16 protein-coding genes are annotated in these 14,368 nt (G+C 56.1%); 7 read left to right on the top strand and 9 right to left on the bottom strand.

What is annotated here, in order from left to right; genetic code table 11:
- Nucleotides 1–52 precede the first annotated feature (52 nt).
- The 4 genes from ACTRW9_RS06025 to ACTRW9_RS06010 form a co-directional block, all read right to left on the bottom strand.
- Entirely contained in the window at nt 53–1,483 is a 1,431-nt protein-coding gene (locus ACTRW9_RS06025; RefSeq protein WP_442427059.1) for a sensor histidine kinase, read from the bottom strand.
- Nucleotides 1,484–1,486: 3 nt separating this feature from the next.
- Complete coding sequence (locus tag ACTRW9_RS06020) at nt 1,487–2,155, bottom strand: heavy metal response regulator transcription factor (RefSeq protein WP_442428658.1); 669 nt, start codon at nt 2,153–2,155, stop codon at nt 1,487–1,489.
- 5 nt (nt 2,156–2,160) lie between these two features.
- A complete protein-coding gene (locus tag ACTRW9_RS06015; protein ID WP_005011682.1) occupies nt 2,161–2,376 on the bottom strand; it encodes a DUF2383 domain-containing protein in 216 nt (71 codons plus the stop codon).
- An 82-nt stretch (nt 2,377–2,458) separates the two neighbouring features.
- A complete protein-coding gene (locus ACTRW9_RS06010; RefSeq protein WP_442428657.1) occupies nt 2,459–2,734 on the bottom strand; it encodes a hypothetical protein in 276 nt (91 codons plus the stop codon).
- Between the two features lie 116 nt (nt 2,735–2,850).
- Between ACTRW9_RS06010 and ACTRW9_RS06005 the strand changes: the two genes are divergently transcribed.
- The 6 genes from ACTRW9_RS06005 to bcp all read left to right on the top strand — a co-directional run bounded on the left by ACTRW9_RS06005 (nt 2,851) and on the right by bcp (nt 8,500).
- Complete coding sequence (locus ACTRW9_RS06005; RefSeq protein WP_442428656.1) at nt 2,851–3,594, top strand: SDR family NAD(P)-dependent oxidoreductase; 744 nt, start codon at nt 2,851–2,853, stop codon at nt 3,592–3,594.
- 109 nt (nt 3,595–3,703) lie between these two features.
- Complete coding sequence (gene gatB / locus ACTRW9_RS06000) at nt 3,704–5,146, top strand: Asp-tRNA(Asn)/Glu-tRNA(Gln) amidotransferase subunit GatB (RefSeq protein WP_442428655.1); 1,443 nt, start codon at nt 3,704–3,706, stop codon at nt 5,144–5,146.
- Nucleotides 5,147–5,192: 46 nt separating this feature from the next.
- The gene (locus ACTRW9_RS05995; RefSeq protein WP_442428654.1) at nt 5,193–5,771 is read left to right on the top strand and encodes a DUF1566 domain-containing protein; all 579 of its coding nucleotides are present in this window, start codon (nt 5,193–5,195) and stop codon (nt 5,769–5,771) included.
- Nucleotides 5,772–5,783: 12 nt separating this feature from the next.
- A complete protein-coding gene (locus ACTRW9_RS05990) occupies nt 5,784–7,397 on the top strand; it encodes a tetratricopeptide repeat protein (RefSeq protein WP_442428653.1) in 1,614 nt (537 codons plus the stop codon).
- A 172-nt stretch (nt 7,398–7,569) separates the two neighbouring features.
- Complete coding sequence (locus ACTRW9_RS05985) at nt 7,570–8,025, top strand: hypothetical protein (RefSeq protein ID WP_442428652.1); 456 nt, start codon at nt 7,570–7,572, stop codon at nt 8,023–8,025.
- A 13-nt stretch (nt 8,026–8,038) separates the two neighbouring features.
- Nucleotides 8,039–8,500 (top strand): thioredoxin-dependent thiol peroxidase, encoded by a 462-nt coding sequence (bcp, locus tag ACTRW9_RS05980; RefSeq protein WP_442428651.1) that lies wholly within the window; start codon nt 8,039–8,041, stop codon nt 8,498–8,500.
- Between the two features lie 3 nt (nt 8,501–8,503).
- Here the strand turns inward: bcp and ACTRW9_RS05975 are convergent, their stop codons facing one another.
- Nucleotides 8,504–9,916, bottom strand: a complete 1,413-nt coding sequence (locus ACTRW9_RS05975; RefSeq protein ID WP_442428650.1) for an aminopeptidase P N-terminal domain-containing protein — start codon at nt 9,914–9,916, stop codon at nt 8,504–8,506.
- Between the two features lie 132 nt (nt 9,917–10,048).
- Here ACTRW9_RS05975 and ACTRW9_RS05970 point away from each other — a divergent pair, with 132 nt between their 5' ends.
- Nucleotides 10,049–10,714 carry an SOS response-associated peptidase gene (locus ACTRW9_RS05970; protein ID WP_442428649.1) on the top strand — a complete coding sequence of 222 codons (666 nt, stop codon included), beginning with the start codon at nt 10,049–10,051 and terminating at the stop codon, nt 10,712–10,714.
- A gap of 13 nt (nt 10,715–10,727) precedes the next feature.
- Here ACTRW9_RS05970 and ACTRW9_RS05965 read toward each other — a convergent pair whose 3' ends face one another.
- Genes ACTRW9_RS05965 through ACTRW9_RS05950 form a run of 4 tightly spaced genes read right to left on the bottom strand, consistent with a single transcriptional unit; the run spans nt 10,728 to nt 14,288 of the window.
- A complete protein-coding gene (locus ACTRW9_RS05965) occupies nt 10,728–11,348 on the bottom strand; it encodes a methyltransferase domain-containing protein (RefSeq protein ID WP_442428648.1) in 621 nt (206 codons plus the stop codon).
- Nucleotides 11,345–12,151 carry a formylglycine-generating enzyme family protein gene (locus ACTRW9_RS05960; RefSeq protein ID WP_442428647.1) on the bottom strand — a complete coding sequence of 269 codons (807 nt, stop codon included), beginning with the start codon at nt 12,149–12,151 and terminating at the stop codon, nt 11,345–11,347. The genes ACTRW9_RS05965 and ACTRW9_RS05960 overlap by 4 nt, the downstream gene beginning before the upstream one ends.
- Nucleotides 12,139–13,092: a phosphoglycerate dehydrogenase gene (locus tag ACTRW9_RS05955; protein ID WP_442428646.1), complete on the bottom strand. Its 954-nt coding sequence runs from the start codon at nt 13,090–13,092 to the stop codon at nt 12,139–12,141. Before ACTRW9_RS05955 ends, ACTRW9_RS05960 begins: the two co-directional genes overlap by 13 nt.
- Complete coding sequence (locus ACTRW9_RS05950) at nt 13,092–14,288, bottom strand: TraB/GumN family protein (RefSeq protein ID WP_442427073.1); 1,197 nt, start codon at nt 14,286–14,288, stop codon at nt 13,092–13,094. The genes ACTRW9_RS05955 and ACTRW9_RS05950 overlap by 1 nt, the downstream gene beginning before the upstream one ends.
- Nucleotides 14,289–14,368: the final 80 nt, after the last annotated feature.

Raw genomic sequence — 14,368 nt, 5'->3', positions numbered from 1 at the left:
AAGCCCGGCTGGAGAAATCGAAAAGAGAGAAAGCGGAGGTTTCGAAGGAGTTTCAGGCGATTTTGCGGCTGGCGGCCCGGTCCTTGGGCAGGCGGATTTTGAAGCGCGTGCCCTCGCCCACCCTGCTGTCCACCTCGATCGTGCCGTTGTGCATCTCGACGATGTGTTTGCAGATACTGAGACCCAGCCCACTGCCGCCTTCAGAACGTGACCGCGCCTTGTCCACGCGGTAGAACCGGTCAAAAATCCACGGCAGGTCTGTTTCCGGGATTCCAATGCCGTTGTCCTGAATGCTGAGGAACGCGTAGTCGCCCAGATCCTGCAGGGTGATCTTGATGAGCCCTTTTTCCGGTGTGTACTTGACCGCATTGTGCAGGAGCGTCCACACCATCTGCTTCAGGCGATGCCCGTCACCAATGACTTCCGCCGACTCCAGGTAGGCGATCTTGATTTCGATTTCCTTTTCTTCAGCCAGGATTTCCACGTTCTTGCACACGTCCTCAATAACGGTGACGAGGTTGACCCGTTCCGTTTCCATGGGAAGCTGCCCCTCGTCCGCCCGCGCGAGGACAAACAGGTCGTCCAGAATGTGCGACATGTAATTGATTTCTTCCAGATTGCTGGACAGCACCTCCTGGTACTCCGACGGCTTGCGCAGTTTGCTGAGCCCGAGCTCGCTCTGCCCTTTCATCACCGTCAGCGGCGTACGCAGTTCGTGGGAGGCATCGCTGCTGAACTGGCGGATTTTGGCGAACGACCGCTCGAGGCGGTCCATCATGTCATTGAACGTGAGAGCGAGGTTGCCGATTTCATCCTGCACCTCCGGCACCGGAATGCGCCGGCTGAGGTCGCCGCCGCTCGCGATGTCGCGTGCGGTATGCGTGATCTTCGCCACCGGTTCCAGCGACCGCCGCGCGAGGAAGCGTCCCACCAGCGCACTCAACAGCAAGACTGTCGGTACCCCGGTGAACAAAAAGATGCGCAGGTTCCGCATGGTTTCCTTGACGCCTTCAAGCGACGTTCCCACCTGGATGAGGTTGACCAGCGTGCCGTCGCGGAGTACCGGCATAGTGATGACGCGGATGGGGTGGCCGTCGGCGACGGTGAAGGTCTCGTAAGTCATCTCACCTTTCAACGCCCGCCCGTAAGCATCCTGCGACAACGGAAATTTGGAGGCATCGATGTTTTTGGAACGCGAGCCGACGTTGCCGGACCCGTCGTAAATTCGGTAGAACTTATTGAGGTTGCCGTATCCCAGAAACTGCTCGAAGAAGAACTCGAGGCCCGGAAGCGGCGTGCGGGAGTAATCCAGTTGCGCGGTCTTGCGCACCACGCTGGCCGACAGCTTGAGAGAGTTGTCGATGCTTTCGTAAAGGCGGTTGTTGAGGAAGTAATAGAGGATGATGCTGAACAGAATCAGGATGATTCCCAGCAGGGCGACGTAGAGGGCGGTCAGTCTGGAACGAATGGAATTGAATACCATCTTCTATTCCCTCATCACATATCCGACGCCCCTCAAGGTGTGCAGTAACTTGTGATCGTATTGCTTGTCGATCTTCTTACGCAGGTGGTTGACGTACACGTCGATGACATTGGTGAACGTATCGAAATTGTAATCCCACACGTGCTCGGCGATCATCGTCCGCGTCAGCACCTTGCCCGCATTGCGCATGAAGTATTCCAGCAGGCTGTATTCCTTGCCTGTGAGCTCGATCTCCTCACCGCCGCGCTTCACCTTGTGGCTCACAAGGTCCAGCGTCAGGTCGCCGACCTGCAGGAGGGTCTTGGTCTCGTTCTGCCCCCGCCGCAACAGCGACCGGATGCGCGCCAGCAGTTCCGAAAAGGCGAAAGGCTTCGTCAGGTAATCGTCGGCGCCCTGGTTGAGCCCCGTCACCTTGTCCTCCACGGAATCCTTGGCTGTCAGCAGGATGATCGGGGTATTGATGTTCTTTCCGCGCAGGTGGGCGAGCACATCAAGCCCTTTGATTTTCGGCAACATGAGGTCGAGGATGATCAGGTCGTACTGGTTCATCTCCGCCAGGTTCTGGCCTTCCTCCCCGTCGGTAGCCACATCGACGGCGTAGGTCTCCTCTTCCAGGCCTTTCTTGATGAATCCGGCGACCTTTTTCTCGTCCTCAACGATCAAGATACGCATACTCACTACTTCGAGTTGTCATCCCATTTTTTCTGGACTTTGTGGAGATCGATCTCCCCTTTCAGCATCTGGACGTGCTTTTCGCAGTCCTTGATCATGGCCGCATACATGGCGCGACAGGTTTCGTCATTGGCGTCTTCCATCGCCTCTTTGCATATTTTAAGCGCCTCTTCGGTGGTAGTGAGGGCTTTCAGGATATTTTCGTTGAACTTGCTGGTCATGAATTTGTGTCAGAAGGTATTGATATTTTTATTGTATCACCGATTCAATCGGAGGCTATTGTAAACCTTGCAGTTTTTGGTTTCAATTTTCTTTACCGCCATCCTCCTGATTTTCCTCGGCAAACCGCTGTCCGAACATATAGTGGACGAGCAGGACGCCGAAGGCCACACCCATGTAGGGGATGCCCTCCACCAGGTAAATCAGGATGCGGCCCACCACGCCGTAGTCGCGGGCGAAGTTGCCCAGAATCAGGGTGCCGGACCGCTCCAGCGCCATGAATATCATCTGGATAATGAGCCCGCAGACGAATCCGATGAATCCGCCGAACAGGTAGTAAACGTATTTCAAACTGGCCATTCCGGTGCCTCCGGGTCCGTTGGAGAATTGCGGTGTTTTGCTGCGGCGTGAAATGGTATATTTCAGGCTTCACCATTATATAGATGAAACATCCACATTTGTACGGGGAATCGGCCATGAGACTTGAAAACAAGACCGTCATCATCACCGGCGGCGGTACCGGCATCGGCCTTGCCTGCGCAGAGCGGTTTCATAGGGAAGGTGCGCGCCTCGCGTTGTTCGGGCGGCGAAAAGACCCGCTGGAAGCGGCGGCCCGGCGACTGGGAGCCAACGTCCTGGCCGTGCCGGGAGACATCACCAAAGAAGAAGACGTGGACCGGTTGATCGACCTCACCCTCAAGCAGTTCGGCCAGATCGACGTGCTGGTCAACAACGCGGGAACACTCGGGGGCGGTTCCCTGCACGAGACCCCCAATGACATGTGGGATCAGGTGCTGGACATCAACCTGCGCGGCCTGTTCCTCCTGACCCGCCGGGTGCTGGCCCACATGGTCGAACGGAAATCCGGCTCCATCGTACACATCAGTTCCATCCTGGGCCTCGTTGCCGTTCCGCAAACCGGAGCGTACAACGTCTCCAAGGGCGCACTCAACCAGCTTTCCCGTTCGATTGCGGTGGAGTACGGTCCCATGAACATCCGTTCCAACGCCGTCTGTCCCGGCATGGTGGAGACGGACATGACCGAGGAACTGCGCGGCAACGCCGAATTGATGGAGGACTGGAAGGAACATTACTATCCTCTGCGGCGGTTCGCAAAGGCGGAAGAGGTCGCCAACGCCTGCCTGTTTCTGGCCAGCGACGAGTCGTCGTTCGTCACCGGCACCCTGCTTCCGGTGGACGGGGGTTTCACCGCCATGTAGAGAAAGTTGACGGCATTTTCCGCCATGTATTAGAATCCGTAAATTCAATCCATTGCCCGGCCTCCGGCCGCAATGCAACCCGGCCCACGGCCCCGGAAACACACGCCCCATGAAATACGAAACGGTCATCGGACTGGAAGTCCACGCCCAGTTGAAAACCCGGTCCAAGATTTTCTGTTCCTGCTCCACCGAATTCGGCAAAAAGCCCAATGAGAACACCTGCCCGGTCTGCCTGGGCATGCCGGGGGTGCTTCCGGTGCTCAACCGCAAGGTGGTGGAATACGCCATGAAGGCGTGCCTGGCCACGCACTGCGAGATCCAGCCGGTGAACCAGTTCGCGCGCAAGAATTATTTTTACCCGGACCTGCCGAAAGGCTATCAGGTTTCGCAGTTTGATCTGCCCATCGGGCTCCGTGGCCACCTGACCATCCAGACTTCCGGCGGACCGAAGCGCATCCGCCTCACACGCATCCACATGGAAGAAGACGCCGGCAAGTCCATCCACGGCGACAACCTGGGCGATCCGGACAAGAGTTATGTCGATTACAACCGCACCGGTGTGCCGTTGATCGAAATCGTGAGCGAACCGGAACTACGGAGCGCGGAGGAGGCGAGGGAGTACCTCGTGGCGCTCAAATCCGTGTTGCAGTACGCGGACGTGAGCGACTGCAACATGGAGGAAGGCAGTTTCCGATGCGACGCCAACGTATCGCTCCGCCCTGTGGGGCAACAGGAATTCGGCACCCGTGTCGAGCTCAAGAACATCAACTCCTTCAAATTCGTGCAGAAGGCCATCGAGCACGAGGTGGAGCGGCAGACCAAGATACTTGATCAGGGCGATCAAGTGGTTCAGGAAACCCGGCTCTACGATGCCAACCGGGGCGTCACCTTCTCCATGCGCTCCAAGGAAGAGGCGCACGACTACCGCTATTTTCCGGAACCGGACCTCGTTCCCGTCGCATGCGATGCGGATTGGATTGAATCGATCCGCCGCGAATTACCGGAGATGCCGGAGGAAAAACGCCAGCGCTTCGTCGAGCAGTACGCCATTCCCGAATACGACGCCGGGGTGCTGACCACCTCGCGCACGCTGGCCGACTATTTCGAAGAGTGCGTCGCGCTGTTCAACCAGCCAAAGCTGGCCAGCAACTGGATCATGGGGGAGCTGTTGCGCCTGCTCAACCAGGATGACCGCGACATCGGCGACTGCCCGGTGACCCCTGGTCAGCTTGCAGACATGCTGAAATTGATCGATGCCGGGACCATCAGCGGCAAGATTGCCAAGGCGGTATTCGAGGAAATGTACCAGACCGGAAAGGAACCCGCCGCTATCATTGAAGAAAAGGGACTGACGCAGATTTCCGACGAGGGAGAACTGGGCAGGATCGTGGATGACATCATCGCCGCCAGCCCCGATCAGGTGCAGCAATTCAAGGAGGGGCGGGACAAGGTGCTCGGTTATTTCATCGGACAGGCCATGAAAGCCAGCAAGGGGCAGGCCAATCCCGGCCTGCTCAACAAGCTGTTCAAGGAGAAGCTGGGGCAGGCCTGAATCGCCGGGGTTTTGTTTCGCACGGGATTTTTATAATATGGAAAGAATGAAATCAATATCCCATCGTCTTTTGCCTGTCCTATCCGGACTGATGTTGTCCCTCTTTCTGATGCTCGCAGGCGCCACCCCCGGCCAATCCCTGGACATGTCGGTTGCGGCGTGGTCGGCTGACAAAAGATTCATTGACCACGGCGACGGCACCATCAGCGACACCCGGACGGGTCTCATGTGGGCTAAAAAGGATTCGTATCTCGATACGGGTCGCTGGATGAATTGGCGGGAAGTGTTTTCCTACGTTGAGGACCTGAACGACACCACCTTTGCCGGTCACATCGACTGGCGGATGCCGACGCTGGAGGAGTTGCGCACGCTGTATGAGGCCGACAAAACCAACAGCTCCCAGGTCGGAAGTGAGATGGTCATCCACATTGACCCCATTTTCGCAAAAGAGGGATGCGGGGCCCTGTGGTCCTCCGAAGCCAACGGCCACTTCAATTCCTTCGGCGTGATATTCAACACCGGCACCCGGTTTTCGGCCAACAAAAAATCGCGGAGCCGCAAGGCGACCCGCGCGGTCCGGTTCATACAAAATCCCGACTTCCGCAGGAAATACCTTCAACAATAAAGGAACCTTATTTTGAAACGCTTGAAATTCTGGATTGGAACAGCAGGCCTCCTCACGGCTTTCGCCCTGCAGGCCTCCCCCGCTTTCGCCACCTGGCCGAGCATCGAAATCGCCCTGTGGGACCCGCACTTCGCCAAGCAGGACCGCCAGGACAAGGAGTATCTAAAAGTGCTGGCGCATGCAGAGAAGAATGAATTCGCCGAGGCACTGCCGCTTACAGAAAAACTCATCCAGGAACGGCCCAACAAGGGCACACCGTTGGTCCTGAAATCGCTGCTCCTGTATGAACTGGGCCGTTATCGCGAAGCACACCAGACGCTGTTGAAAGGACGCAGTATCCAGCCCCGTCACCCGGCCATCCATTACGCAAATTGCGAGATTTACCGGATGCTTGGGGTGGTGGATCTTTCCAAGCGCGGATGCGGTATTGCCGTCAACCAGCACCAGAAACTGCCGGAGGCTCATTACGAGTACGCGCTCACACTGGCGGCAAACGGGGAGATGAACGAAGCCAACCTGGAACTCGAACTGGCCGCGGAGCTGGATCCAGAATCCCCCGTTTACCCCTATGAAAGAGGGATGAATCATTTTTACCTGAACGACCTTCCCGGCGCTGAGAAGGCGTTTCTCAAAGCCATCGAAATCGACCCAAAACACCTGGACGCGCTGTATCAACTGGGCTACTTGTACGCAGTGCGCGGCGAACTTGAAAAGTCGCAGTCGTATCTCGAGCGCCTTTATGAAATGCGGACCAACCACCCGAAGGTGGAATCTGCGCGCAAACTGATTGAAATGATCAAGACCGATCGCGTCGATGAACTACCGAAAACCGTGATTGCACACCAGTATCACATGAGCCGGTCACGCTCCCTCTACCAGTCGGGCGAATATGGGTTGGCTCTGTTTGAAATCCAGACCGCAGCACGGCTGAATCCGAAGGACAAACCCACTCAGGAAATCCTGGTAGGTCTCGCCAGCCTCCTGCTCCGGCTGGAATTGACGGAGATCTCCATCGAAACCATGATGGCCAACATCGACAGCGACCCCATATTGCAGGCCAAGTCCTATCAGGAGATGGGGGATTTATATGCTCTGCGCGGCAACATGAAAGATGCACGGAAGTTTTACCAGAAAGCCATGGAGCTGGGCGACCCGGACAATCTGGCCAAAACCAGCCTTTCGGAGTTACCACCCAACGATCACAGCATCCCCAACGCCCTGGATCCGGACGAGTTGTTTTTTCTTCCTGCAGAAGCGTTGAACCGCCGTGGTGAATTGTTTTCCCATTACGGAATGCATAAACGGGCCCTGGCCGTGTACTCCATGGTGTTGCGCATGGCACCAAACCACCTGATGGCGAAGCTCAACACTGCCGCCACCCACTACAACACCGGCGAGTACGGCCGCGCCATCTCCATGCTGGAAAAAATTTCCATGAACCACCCCAATCACGAATACATCCTGTCGCACCACGTATTGCTTGCCAAATGTTACGCACAAAAAGGCGACGAACCCCAGATGGTACGCAATCTCCAATTTGTCAGAGAGAACAAACCTGAACTTTTACCCAGTCTCCGGGAGGATCCTGCTTTCACCAAATACCGGCACCTCGCCCTCTTTCGGTAAAGCATTGGTTCAAGCAAAGCTTCCCTGTTTTCAATATTTTGATGGACTTTGAACTCTAAATAAAATTTGACACAACTGGTCAATAAATGATTAGATGCTGGAAAGTTAATCTTAAAAGTGTAATCAACTGATCAACCGGACAGATCTGTGACCGCCCTAAAAGGAGGTTAGGATGTTTGACAATGTTAGGAACCGCCGCCCAGTCCAAACTGTTTCCCGTCTTCTGGGCCTCTTTCTTATGTCCAGCTTGTTTTTTGCCAATGTGGGGCTCGCAGAAAAGTCGGCCTGTGAAAAAGCTGCAAAACAGTTGCGGGGAAACTTGCAAACCACCCAGGCGCAGGGAGGGGTCTGGGGCTATATGGAAAAAGCCACCTCTCTCAGAGGGGAGTCGATGCTTGGCTTCCAGGTGGACAGCAAGCTGGCCCGACTGGTGACCCATTGGGACACCCTGTGCTCGAAATCCAATGCACCTTCCCAGGAAACATTCAACACCATTGCCGCCAATCTGGACCTGGCACGGCAAATCGTCAATAAAACCCCCGGCCGCACCCCGCCTCAGGAACTCATGAAAATGATTCAGGAGCTCAATCAAAATCTCGATAAGGCTTACGGCCAACTGGGGCTGTGATCAGAGGCGCTGTATGATCAAAGAAGGCAGCAAAGCGCCGGATTTCACGGCTCCCGATCAAAAAGGCAACAAGGTCAAGCTGAGTTCCTTCCGCGGCAAAAAGAACGTTGTCCTTTATTTTTACCCCAAAGACATGACCCCGGGTTGCACCACCGAAGCCTGCGATTTCAGGGACCTCCACCAGAAATTCAAAACCACGCAGGTGCTTGGCGTCAGCGTCGACTCCCCGGAACGCCACCAAAAGTTCATCGAAAAATACGACCTGCCCTTCACCCTCATCAGCGACGAGGACAAAAAGGTGGTGCAGAAATACGGCGTGTGGCAGGAAAAGAAACTCTATGGCAAGACTTTCATGGGCATCGTGCGCAGCACCTTCCTGATTGACAAAGAGGGTGTCGTGCGCAAAATCTGGCCAAAAGTGAAGGTGAAGGGCCACGCCGAAGAAGTTCTGGAATCCCTCAAGGAACTGAAGTAGTCCTCACTTATTCCCGTTCATCAGCTTTTCGATCTCCGCAACGCGCTTCGGTACGGACTGCGAAAGATTGCGGCATCCCTTTTCCGTTATCAACAGGTTGTCCTCAATGCGGATGCCGATTTCCTGGTCGAAGCTTTTTCCATTCAACCTGATCTTGAACTGGCCATACAGGCCGGGCTCGTTGCTGATCAGCCAGCCGGGCTTCATGGGCTGAACGGCGTAATTGCGGAACGGGTCGCCGTCGTGCTCCTGTTCGCCGATGAGATGGCTCACCCCGTGCGGCCGCTCTTTGTACTTGAGCTTGCATTTGCCGCCCTCATCAAGGAAATCTTTTTTAAGGTAATAATTTACCGTATCCCAGCACAGTTCGTTGAGTTCCTGGATGGTCCGGCCAGCGCAGGCCTGTTTCTCTACTTCCAACTGCGCTTTCAACACAATCTCATAAAGAAGTTTCTGCAATGGATTGTACTTTCCGGATGCGGGAACCGTTCTGCTGATGTCCGCGTGCATGGTCATCCAGCGCACACCGAAATCCAGTAGAACCATCTCCTGCTTCTTCACCGGATCGTCGTTCTTCACGTAATGCAGAACCGTGGCATTGTGGCCGGATGCGATGATGGAAGGGAAGCTCAATCCGTAGGGCGAACGCATCTGCATCTGCCCTTCGATGAAGCCCTGAATCTCGTACTCGGTTTTGAACTCGCGGAATCGTCCCAGCGTTTCCTTGAACGCCGCGGCCGTCAGGCGGTTCGCCTTCAACGTGTTCTCCACATCGTACTTGTCCAGCGGCAGGCGCAGATCGAAATGCGTTTCCATGATGTTGTGCAAAGCCCCTTTCGGAGCCTTCCATTTGCGCAACATACGCTCAACCTGCTGCTTGAAATTCCAGTTGTGGTCGGACTTGATGGTGGTCCGTTTGCCGTTGCGGATGCCTTCCAGCCAGAAGGCGCCGACTTTTTTCTCCGGCTGTTTCAGGAAGCGTTCCTTGAATACCGCTTCGAAATCGTCGATATCCCGCACATCTTTCATCCCGGTCACGCGTTTGACTTCGTTCACGCTTTTGGGATCGCCCACGCCGAAGCGGATTCCGTCCCAGAACTCCTTGCTTGGATCCTTTTTTTTCACAAACAGGATTTCATCCGATTCCCTGGAATGCGGATCCAGCAAAAGGATCACTTCCGTCTGGTTGACCCCCGTGAGGTACATGAGGCTCGGTTCCTGGTAAGTCGGCACAAAGGCGTACGTCCACAACGTTTCCTGGCCGGGACCGTACGGCACCCCCGTCATCACCATCAACAGGTTTTCCGCATCCATCAATTTTTTACGGCGCTCCCGGAAGCGGCGCTTGGCGTAAGCCCCTGCGCCGCCGTCGCGAAAAATACCGGAATAGATTTTTTTACCGTCTCTCTGCATCATAAAGTTCAAACCCCGCTGTGACCGCGAATAAATCAGTTAGCATTTGCAATGTGAATTAATATTATTATATTCATAGGAACAGGAATCGAAACCCCCTTCTGCATTTTCCAGTAAAACAGGAAACCAATCACCATGTGCGGACGCTACAGCCTGACCAAACCTGTGAAAACCCTTCAAGAACATTTTGAGGCACTTCCTATCGGTATCACACACGATCCGCGTTTCAACATCGCGCCCAGCCAGGTTTTGCCCGTCGTGGTGACCGAGGACGGGGAACGTCAGTTGCGCCCCATGCGCTGGGGACTGCTTCCCACGTGGGCAAAAGACGAAAAGCTTGGCCACAAACTGATCAACGCCCGCGCCGAGACGGTGCACGAAAAACCCAGCTTCAAAGCCGCGTTCCGGCAAACCCGTTGTCTGGTCCCCGCCGACGGGTTTTACGAATGGAAACAGGACAACGGCGCCAAAACGCCGCAATACATATTCATGCAGGACGGCGGCCTGTTTGCGTTTGCGGGATTGTGGTCCACCTGGAACGACCCGAAAGGGCCGGTGGACACCTTCACCATCATCACCACCGAGGCCAACCGGCAATTGCAGGGGTTGCACCACCGAATGCCGGTAATTCTGAATCCGGATAATTATGGTGTCTGGCTTGACGCTTCCACGCCGCCCCAGACCTTAAAAAACCTGCTACGCCCCCTGGCCGATGACACACTCGGCTTTCATCCTGTCACCACTCTGGTCAATTCACCGAAAAACGACGTCGCGGATTGCCGGAAACCGCTCACAAACTGAACCGCTTTCCCATTCATTGACGCTGCAGGATTGCCAGCCATTCCTTGCCCTGGCGTTTTTCGATGGAATCTTCACATTTTTCAAGGTTGCGGATGGAAAACCGTTCGCTGAAATGATGGAGGATGTCGTCGGCGGTGGTGTTGAAAGGGGGGCCGCCCTTTTCTCCGGTCTCATAAAACAACCCGATCAACAATCCACCCGGCTTCAAAATACGGTGCGACACGTCCACATAACTGGAGCGCAGATCGGGATGGATGGCGCAGAAAAATGTCTGCTCCAGGAACACATCATAAAGCGAATCGTTTTCGCCGCTCAGTGAAAAGAAGTCTGCATGGAGCACCCTTGCATCCACTCCTGCATTTTGCAGATGGGCACGGAGTCGCTCAACCGCCCCGGGAGCGACATCCACCGCGGTCACATCCATTCCGTGTCCGGCAAAGAACTTCACTTCGTGTCCCTGCCCACACCCGGGAACGATCATGCGGCCTTTCGGAACGCGCCCGTCTTCCCACAAACGCACGAAGGGGGGTGCGACTTCGCCCAGGTCCCAGGGCATATCGCCGTCGTCATAATGTTTCTGCCAGTCCGCGTGTGTGTAACCGTCGCCGGTCAAGTCTTCCAGCTCGTCGCTCATGATTTGGCATCCTTTGCACAGCGGAAGCCGACGTTGATATAGCGCGTGTCCGGCTCCTTGTAATCGCGGTAGGCGTGCGCCTGCAACTCCGGCGGTCCGCCCCACCCCCCGCCGCGCACCGATTTCAATGTGCCCGCATCGGGCCCACGCGGATTTTTCGCCGGGGCGATTTTGTAGTAATCACGGCTGTACCAGTCAGACACCCATTCCCATACGTTGCCAGTCATGTCGTACAGGCCGAAGGAGTTGGGTCTCCGCTGGCCCACCGGCTGGGTGCGGCCTCCGGAGTTGTTGCCGTACCACGCATAAAAATCGATGAGGTCCTTCCCCCAGTGATAGGGAGTCTGGGTCCCTCCCCGTGCGGCCTTTTCCCATTCCGCCTCAGTGGGAAGGCGTTTGCCCACCTTGCTGCAATAGGAAACGGCCTGGAAATACGTCACTTTCTCCACCGGGCACAGTGAACAACCTTTGAAATAACTGGGGTTCTCTTTCATCACCTCCAGATACTGCAGCTGCGTCACTTCGTAAACATCGATATAGAACGCATCCAGGTACACCTTGTGCGCGGGAGCCTCGTTTTTGTTGACCCCGTTGCGTCCCATCACAAACTCCCCGGCGGGAACTTTTCTCATGGTGGACAGCCTTTTCAGTTCTTTTTCTTCAAATTCTTTTTTCTGGCGAAGCAGTTCCAAAGCTTTCAGAGGGTCCACGGCCTGGACCGCCTGAGCCAACGGCAGGAACCCCAACAGGCCACAAAGCATTCCCAATACCAATATCAATCCACGTGCGTTCACAGAATCCACCCGCTTTCCTTGAAATGGTCCACGATAAACGAAATGGCCGATTGCGCCATGGCTTCCACCGCCTCCTTGGAATTGCCCCCAATGTGCGGCGTGGCAAACAGGTTGGGACAGTCCAGCAGTTCCGCATCTTCCGGCGGCTCCAGTGCGAAAACGTCCAATGCAGCACCGGCAATGTCACCATTCATGAGGGCACGCTTGAGGGCCTTCTCGTCCACGACTTCACCGCGGCTGGTGTTCACCAGATACGCCGACGGTTTCATTTCCCGGAACGCCCAGGGATCGATCAGGTTCCGCGTCTCATCGGTCAGGGGGACATGCAGGGTGACGATGTCCGATTCCTGGATCACCGTGTCAAAATCCACCTGCTGGGCTCCCATGTCAGCACAGAACGAATGCTTGTTCAGAATATCACGAACGAGGATGCGACAGTCAAACGGTAGCAGAAGCCGCACTACGTCGGAACCGATATGGCCGCAACCGATGACCCCGACGGTTTTCCCCTTCAGCATGACGCCTCCTGCTTTTTCCCACTGCCCCTGTTTGAGCGCGCTTCCGGTCCGGAACACGTTGTGGCACAGGCCCAGGATGAAGGCCAGGGTCAGCTCCGCCGCCGAGCGCCGGTTGACCCCCGCCTTCCAGCCCAGGCGCACCCCTCGCTGTTCCATGGCCGGGATGTCCAGGTTATCCAGTCCGACGCCGTACTTGGCGACCAGGCGAAGTTGAGGCAATGCCGCGAGCACTTTTTCGGTCAGGGGATCGCGACCGATCAACAATGCCTCCACTCCATCACAAAACTCGATCAATTCGTCTTCGGTAAGGTACCGGCCGGAATCATTGAACCGCACGTCGGGAAACAGGTCGGAAATACTCTTGCGCAGGAAGGGAGATTTGCTGATCGCGGGGGGAGTCACCGCCACGCGGGATGCATTCCCGGAAGTCATCAGCGCACCAGTTGATGGACGATGGAGGTGCCGGCCAGGAAGGTTCCGGCGGCGGACCCCAGGTTGGCGAAAAAGAAGATGAGGAACACCCGCACCACGCGGTTTTTCCACCACATGGACCACTGCGCGATGTCTGACCGCATGGACTCGAAATCTGCAACCCGAGGTTTGCGGATGAAGGATTCCACGATGCCCACCACCATGCCGGCCCCGATGGTGGGGTTGAGCGAGGTGATCGGAGCCGCGACAAACGCGGTGAGAATGGACAACGGATGCGCGAACGCCAGCGCCGCACCCAGCGCGCTCAGGCTTCCGTTCAACACCACCCACGTGAGGATGAGGTCGGTGCCGAGCTCCGGCGAGCGCATGTACCCCACGGCGAACATACTGATGATAAACAGCCCGATGCCCCAGCCGACGTAATACCCCACCCGGCCGGGAGGCGGTTTCCGATCAAGCTCTTCCACCACTTTTGTATCCGGGGGCGACTGGAACGCCGGCACCATGCCGATCAGGTGGCCGGCGCCGACGAGGGCCAGAATGTTCTTCGGTGCATCAGGGGTCTCGGCTAGCTTCACCAGTTTTCCCACCATGTACTGGTCGCGTTCGTCGATCAGCACTTCCTTAATCTCCGGCAATTCCTCACCGAATTCTTCTACCAGCGACTGCAACATGTCGCCTTCTTTCAGATTTTCGATTTGTTCTTCCGTGACCTCTTCACCGACAAAAATGCTGGCGATCATGCCGCCGACCAGTTTCAATTTCTGCCAGAACCCCACCCGCCGGTACATGCGCTGGAGGGTGGTGGTGATATCGCGGTCGATCACCTCCAGCCGCAGATTGTGCTCCTTGGCGAGATCAATGGCCCGCGCCATTTCCTTGCCCGGTTCGATGCCCAGCTTGTCCGCCAGCCGGCGCTGGTAGGCGGAAAGCGCCAGGTTTATGAGCAACAGCGATCCCTTTCCGCTTTTCAGGATCTGGTAAATGTCGAGGTTTTTCCACCACGACTGGTTGACCATGTTTTCGTATCGTGGCGGGCACAACTCGACCGCAACACAGTCGTAATCGCCGGTACGGATCTTTTCCTCAACCAGTTCCACGCTTTTCTGCGAAACGTGGGCGGTGCCGAGGAGGGTGATCGTGGTGCCGTTGTGGTGGAGGGTTTTGATCACATCTGCATTGGAGGCGGCTTCCACAAAATCGTTTCCTTCGCGGGTTGGAGGTGTCGTAAACTGTACCGAAGGCCGCCCTCGCTTTCATTCCGCGGGCACCGGCG

It is taken from the genome of Nitrospina sp. 32_T5 (genome assembly GCF_052156635.1).
Taxonomy (GTDB): Bacteria; Nitrospinota; Nitrospinia; order Nitrospinales; family Nitrospinaceae; genus Nitrospina.
The sequence above is the reverse complement of the archived record's forward strand: the minus strand, read 5'-3'. Positions and strand labels throughout refer to the sequence as shown.

What these genes read in the sequence shown, in the direction of transcription:
- ACTRW9_RS06025 (WP_442427059.1), bottom strand. Translation starts at nt 1,483, where the DNA reads ATGGTATTCAATTCCATTCGTTCCAGACTGACCGCCCTCTACGTCGCC.
- ACTRW9_RS06020 (WP_442428658.1), bottom strand. Translation starts at nt 2,155, where the DNA reads ATGCGTATCTTGATCGTTGAGGACGAGAAAAAGGTCGCCGGATTCATC.
- ACTRW9_RS06015 (WP_005011682.1), bottom strand. Translation starts at nt 2,376, where the DNA reads ATGACCAGCAAGTTCAACGAAAATATCCTGAAAGCCCTCACTACCACC.
- ACTRW9_RS06010 (WP_442428657.1), bottom strand. Translation starts at nt 2,734, where the DNA reads ATGGCCAGTTTGAAATACGTTTACTACCTGTTCGGCGGATTCATCGGA.
- ACTRW9_RS06005 (WP_442428656.1), top strand. Translation starts at nt 2,851, where the DNA reads ATGAGACTTGAAAACAAGACCGTCATCATCACCGGCGGCGGTACCGGC.
- gatB (WP_442428655.1), top strand. Translation starts at nt 3,704, where the DNA reads ATGAAATACGAAACGGTCATCGGACTGGAAGTCCACGCCCAGTTGAAA.
- ACTRW9_RS05995 (WP_442428654.1), top strand. Translation starts at nt 5,193, where the DNA reads ATGAAATCAATATCCCATCGTCTTTTGCCTGTCCTATCCGGACTGATG.
- ACTRW9_RS05985 (WP_442428652.1), top strand. Translation starts at nt 7,570, where the DNA reads ATGTTTGACAATGTTAGGAACCGCCGCCCAGTCCAAACTGTTTCCCGT.
- bcp (WP_442428651.1), top strand. Translation starts at nt 8,039, where the DNA reads ATGATCAAAGAAGGCAGCAAAGCGCCGGATTTCACGGCTCCCGATCAA.
- ACTRW9_RS05975 (WP_442428650.1), bottom strand. Translation starts at nt 9,916, where the DNA reads ATGATGCAGAGAGACGGTAAAAAAATCTATTCCGGTATTTTTCGCGAC.
- ACTRW9_RS05970 (WP_442428649.1), top strand. Translation starts at nt 10,049, where the DNA reads ATGTGCGGACGCTACAGCCTGACCAAACCTGTGAAAACCCTTCAAGAA.
- ACTRW9_RS05965 (WP_442428648.1), bottom strand. Translation starts at nt 11,348, where the DNA reads ATGAGCGACGAGCTGGAAGACTTGACCGGCGACGGTTACACACACGCG.
- ACTRW9_RS05955 (WP_442428646.1), bottom strand. Translation starts at nt 13,092, where the DNA reads ATGACTTCCGGGAATGCATCCCGCGTGGCGGTGACTCCCCCCGCGATC.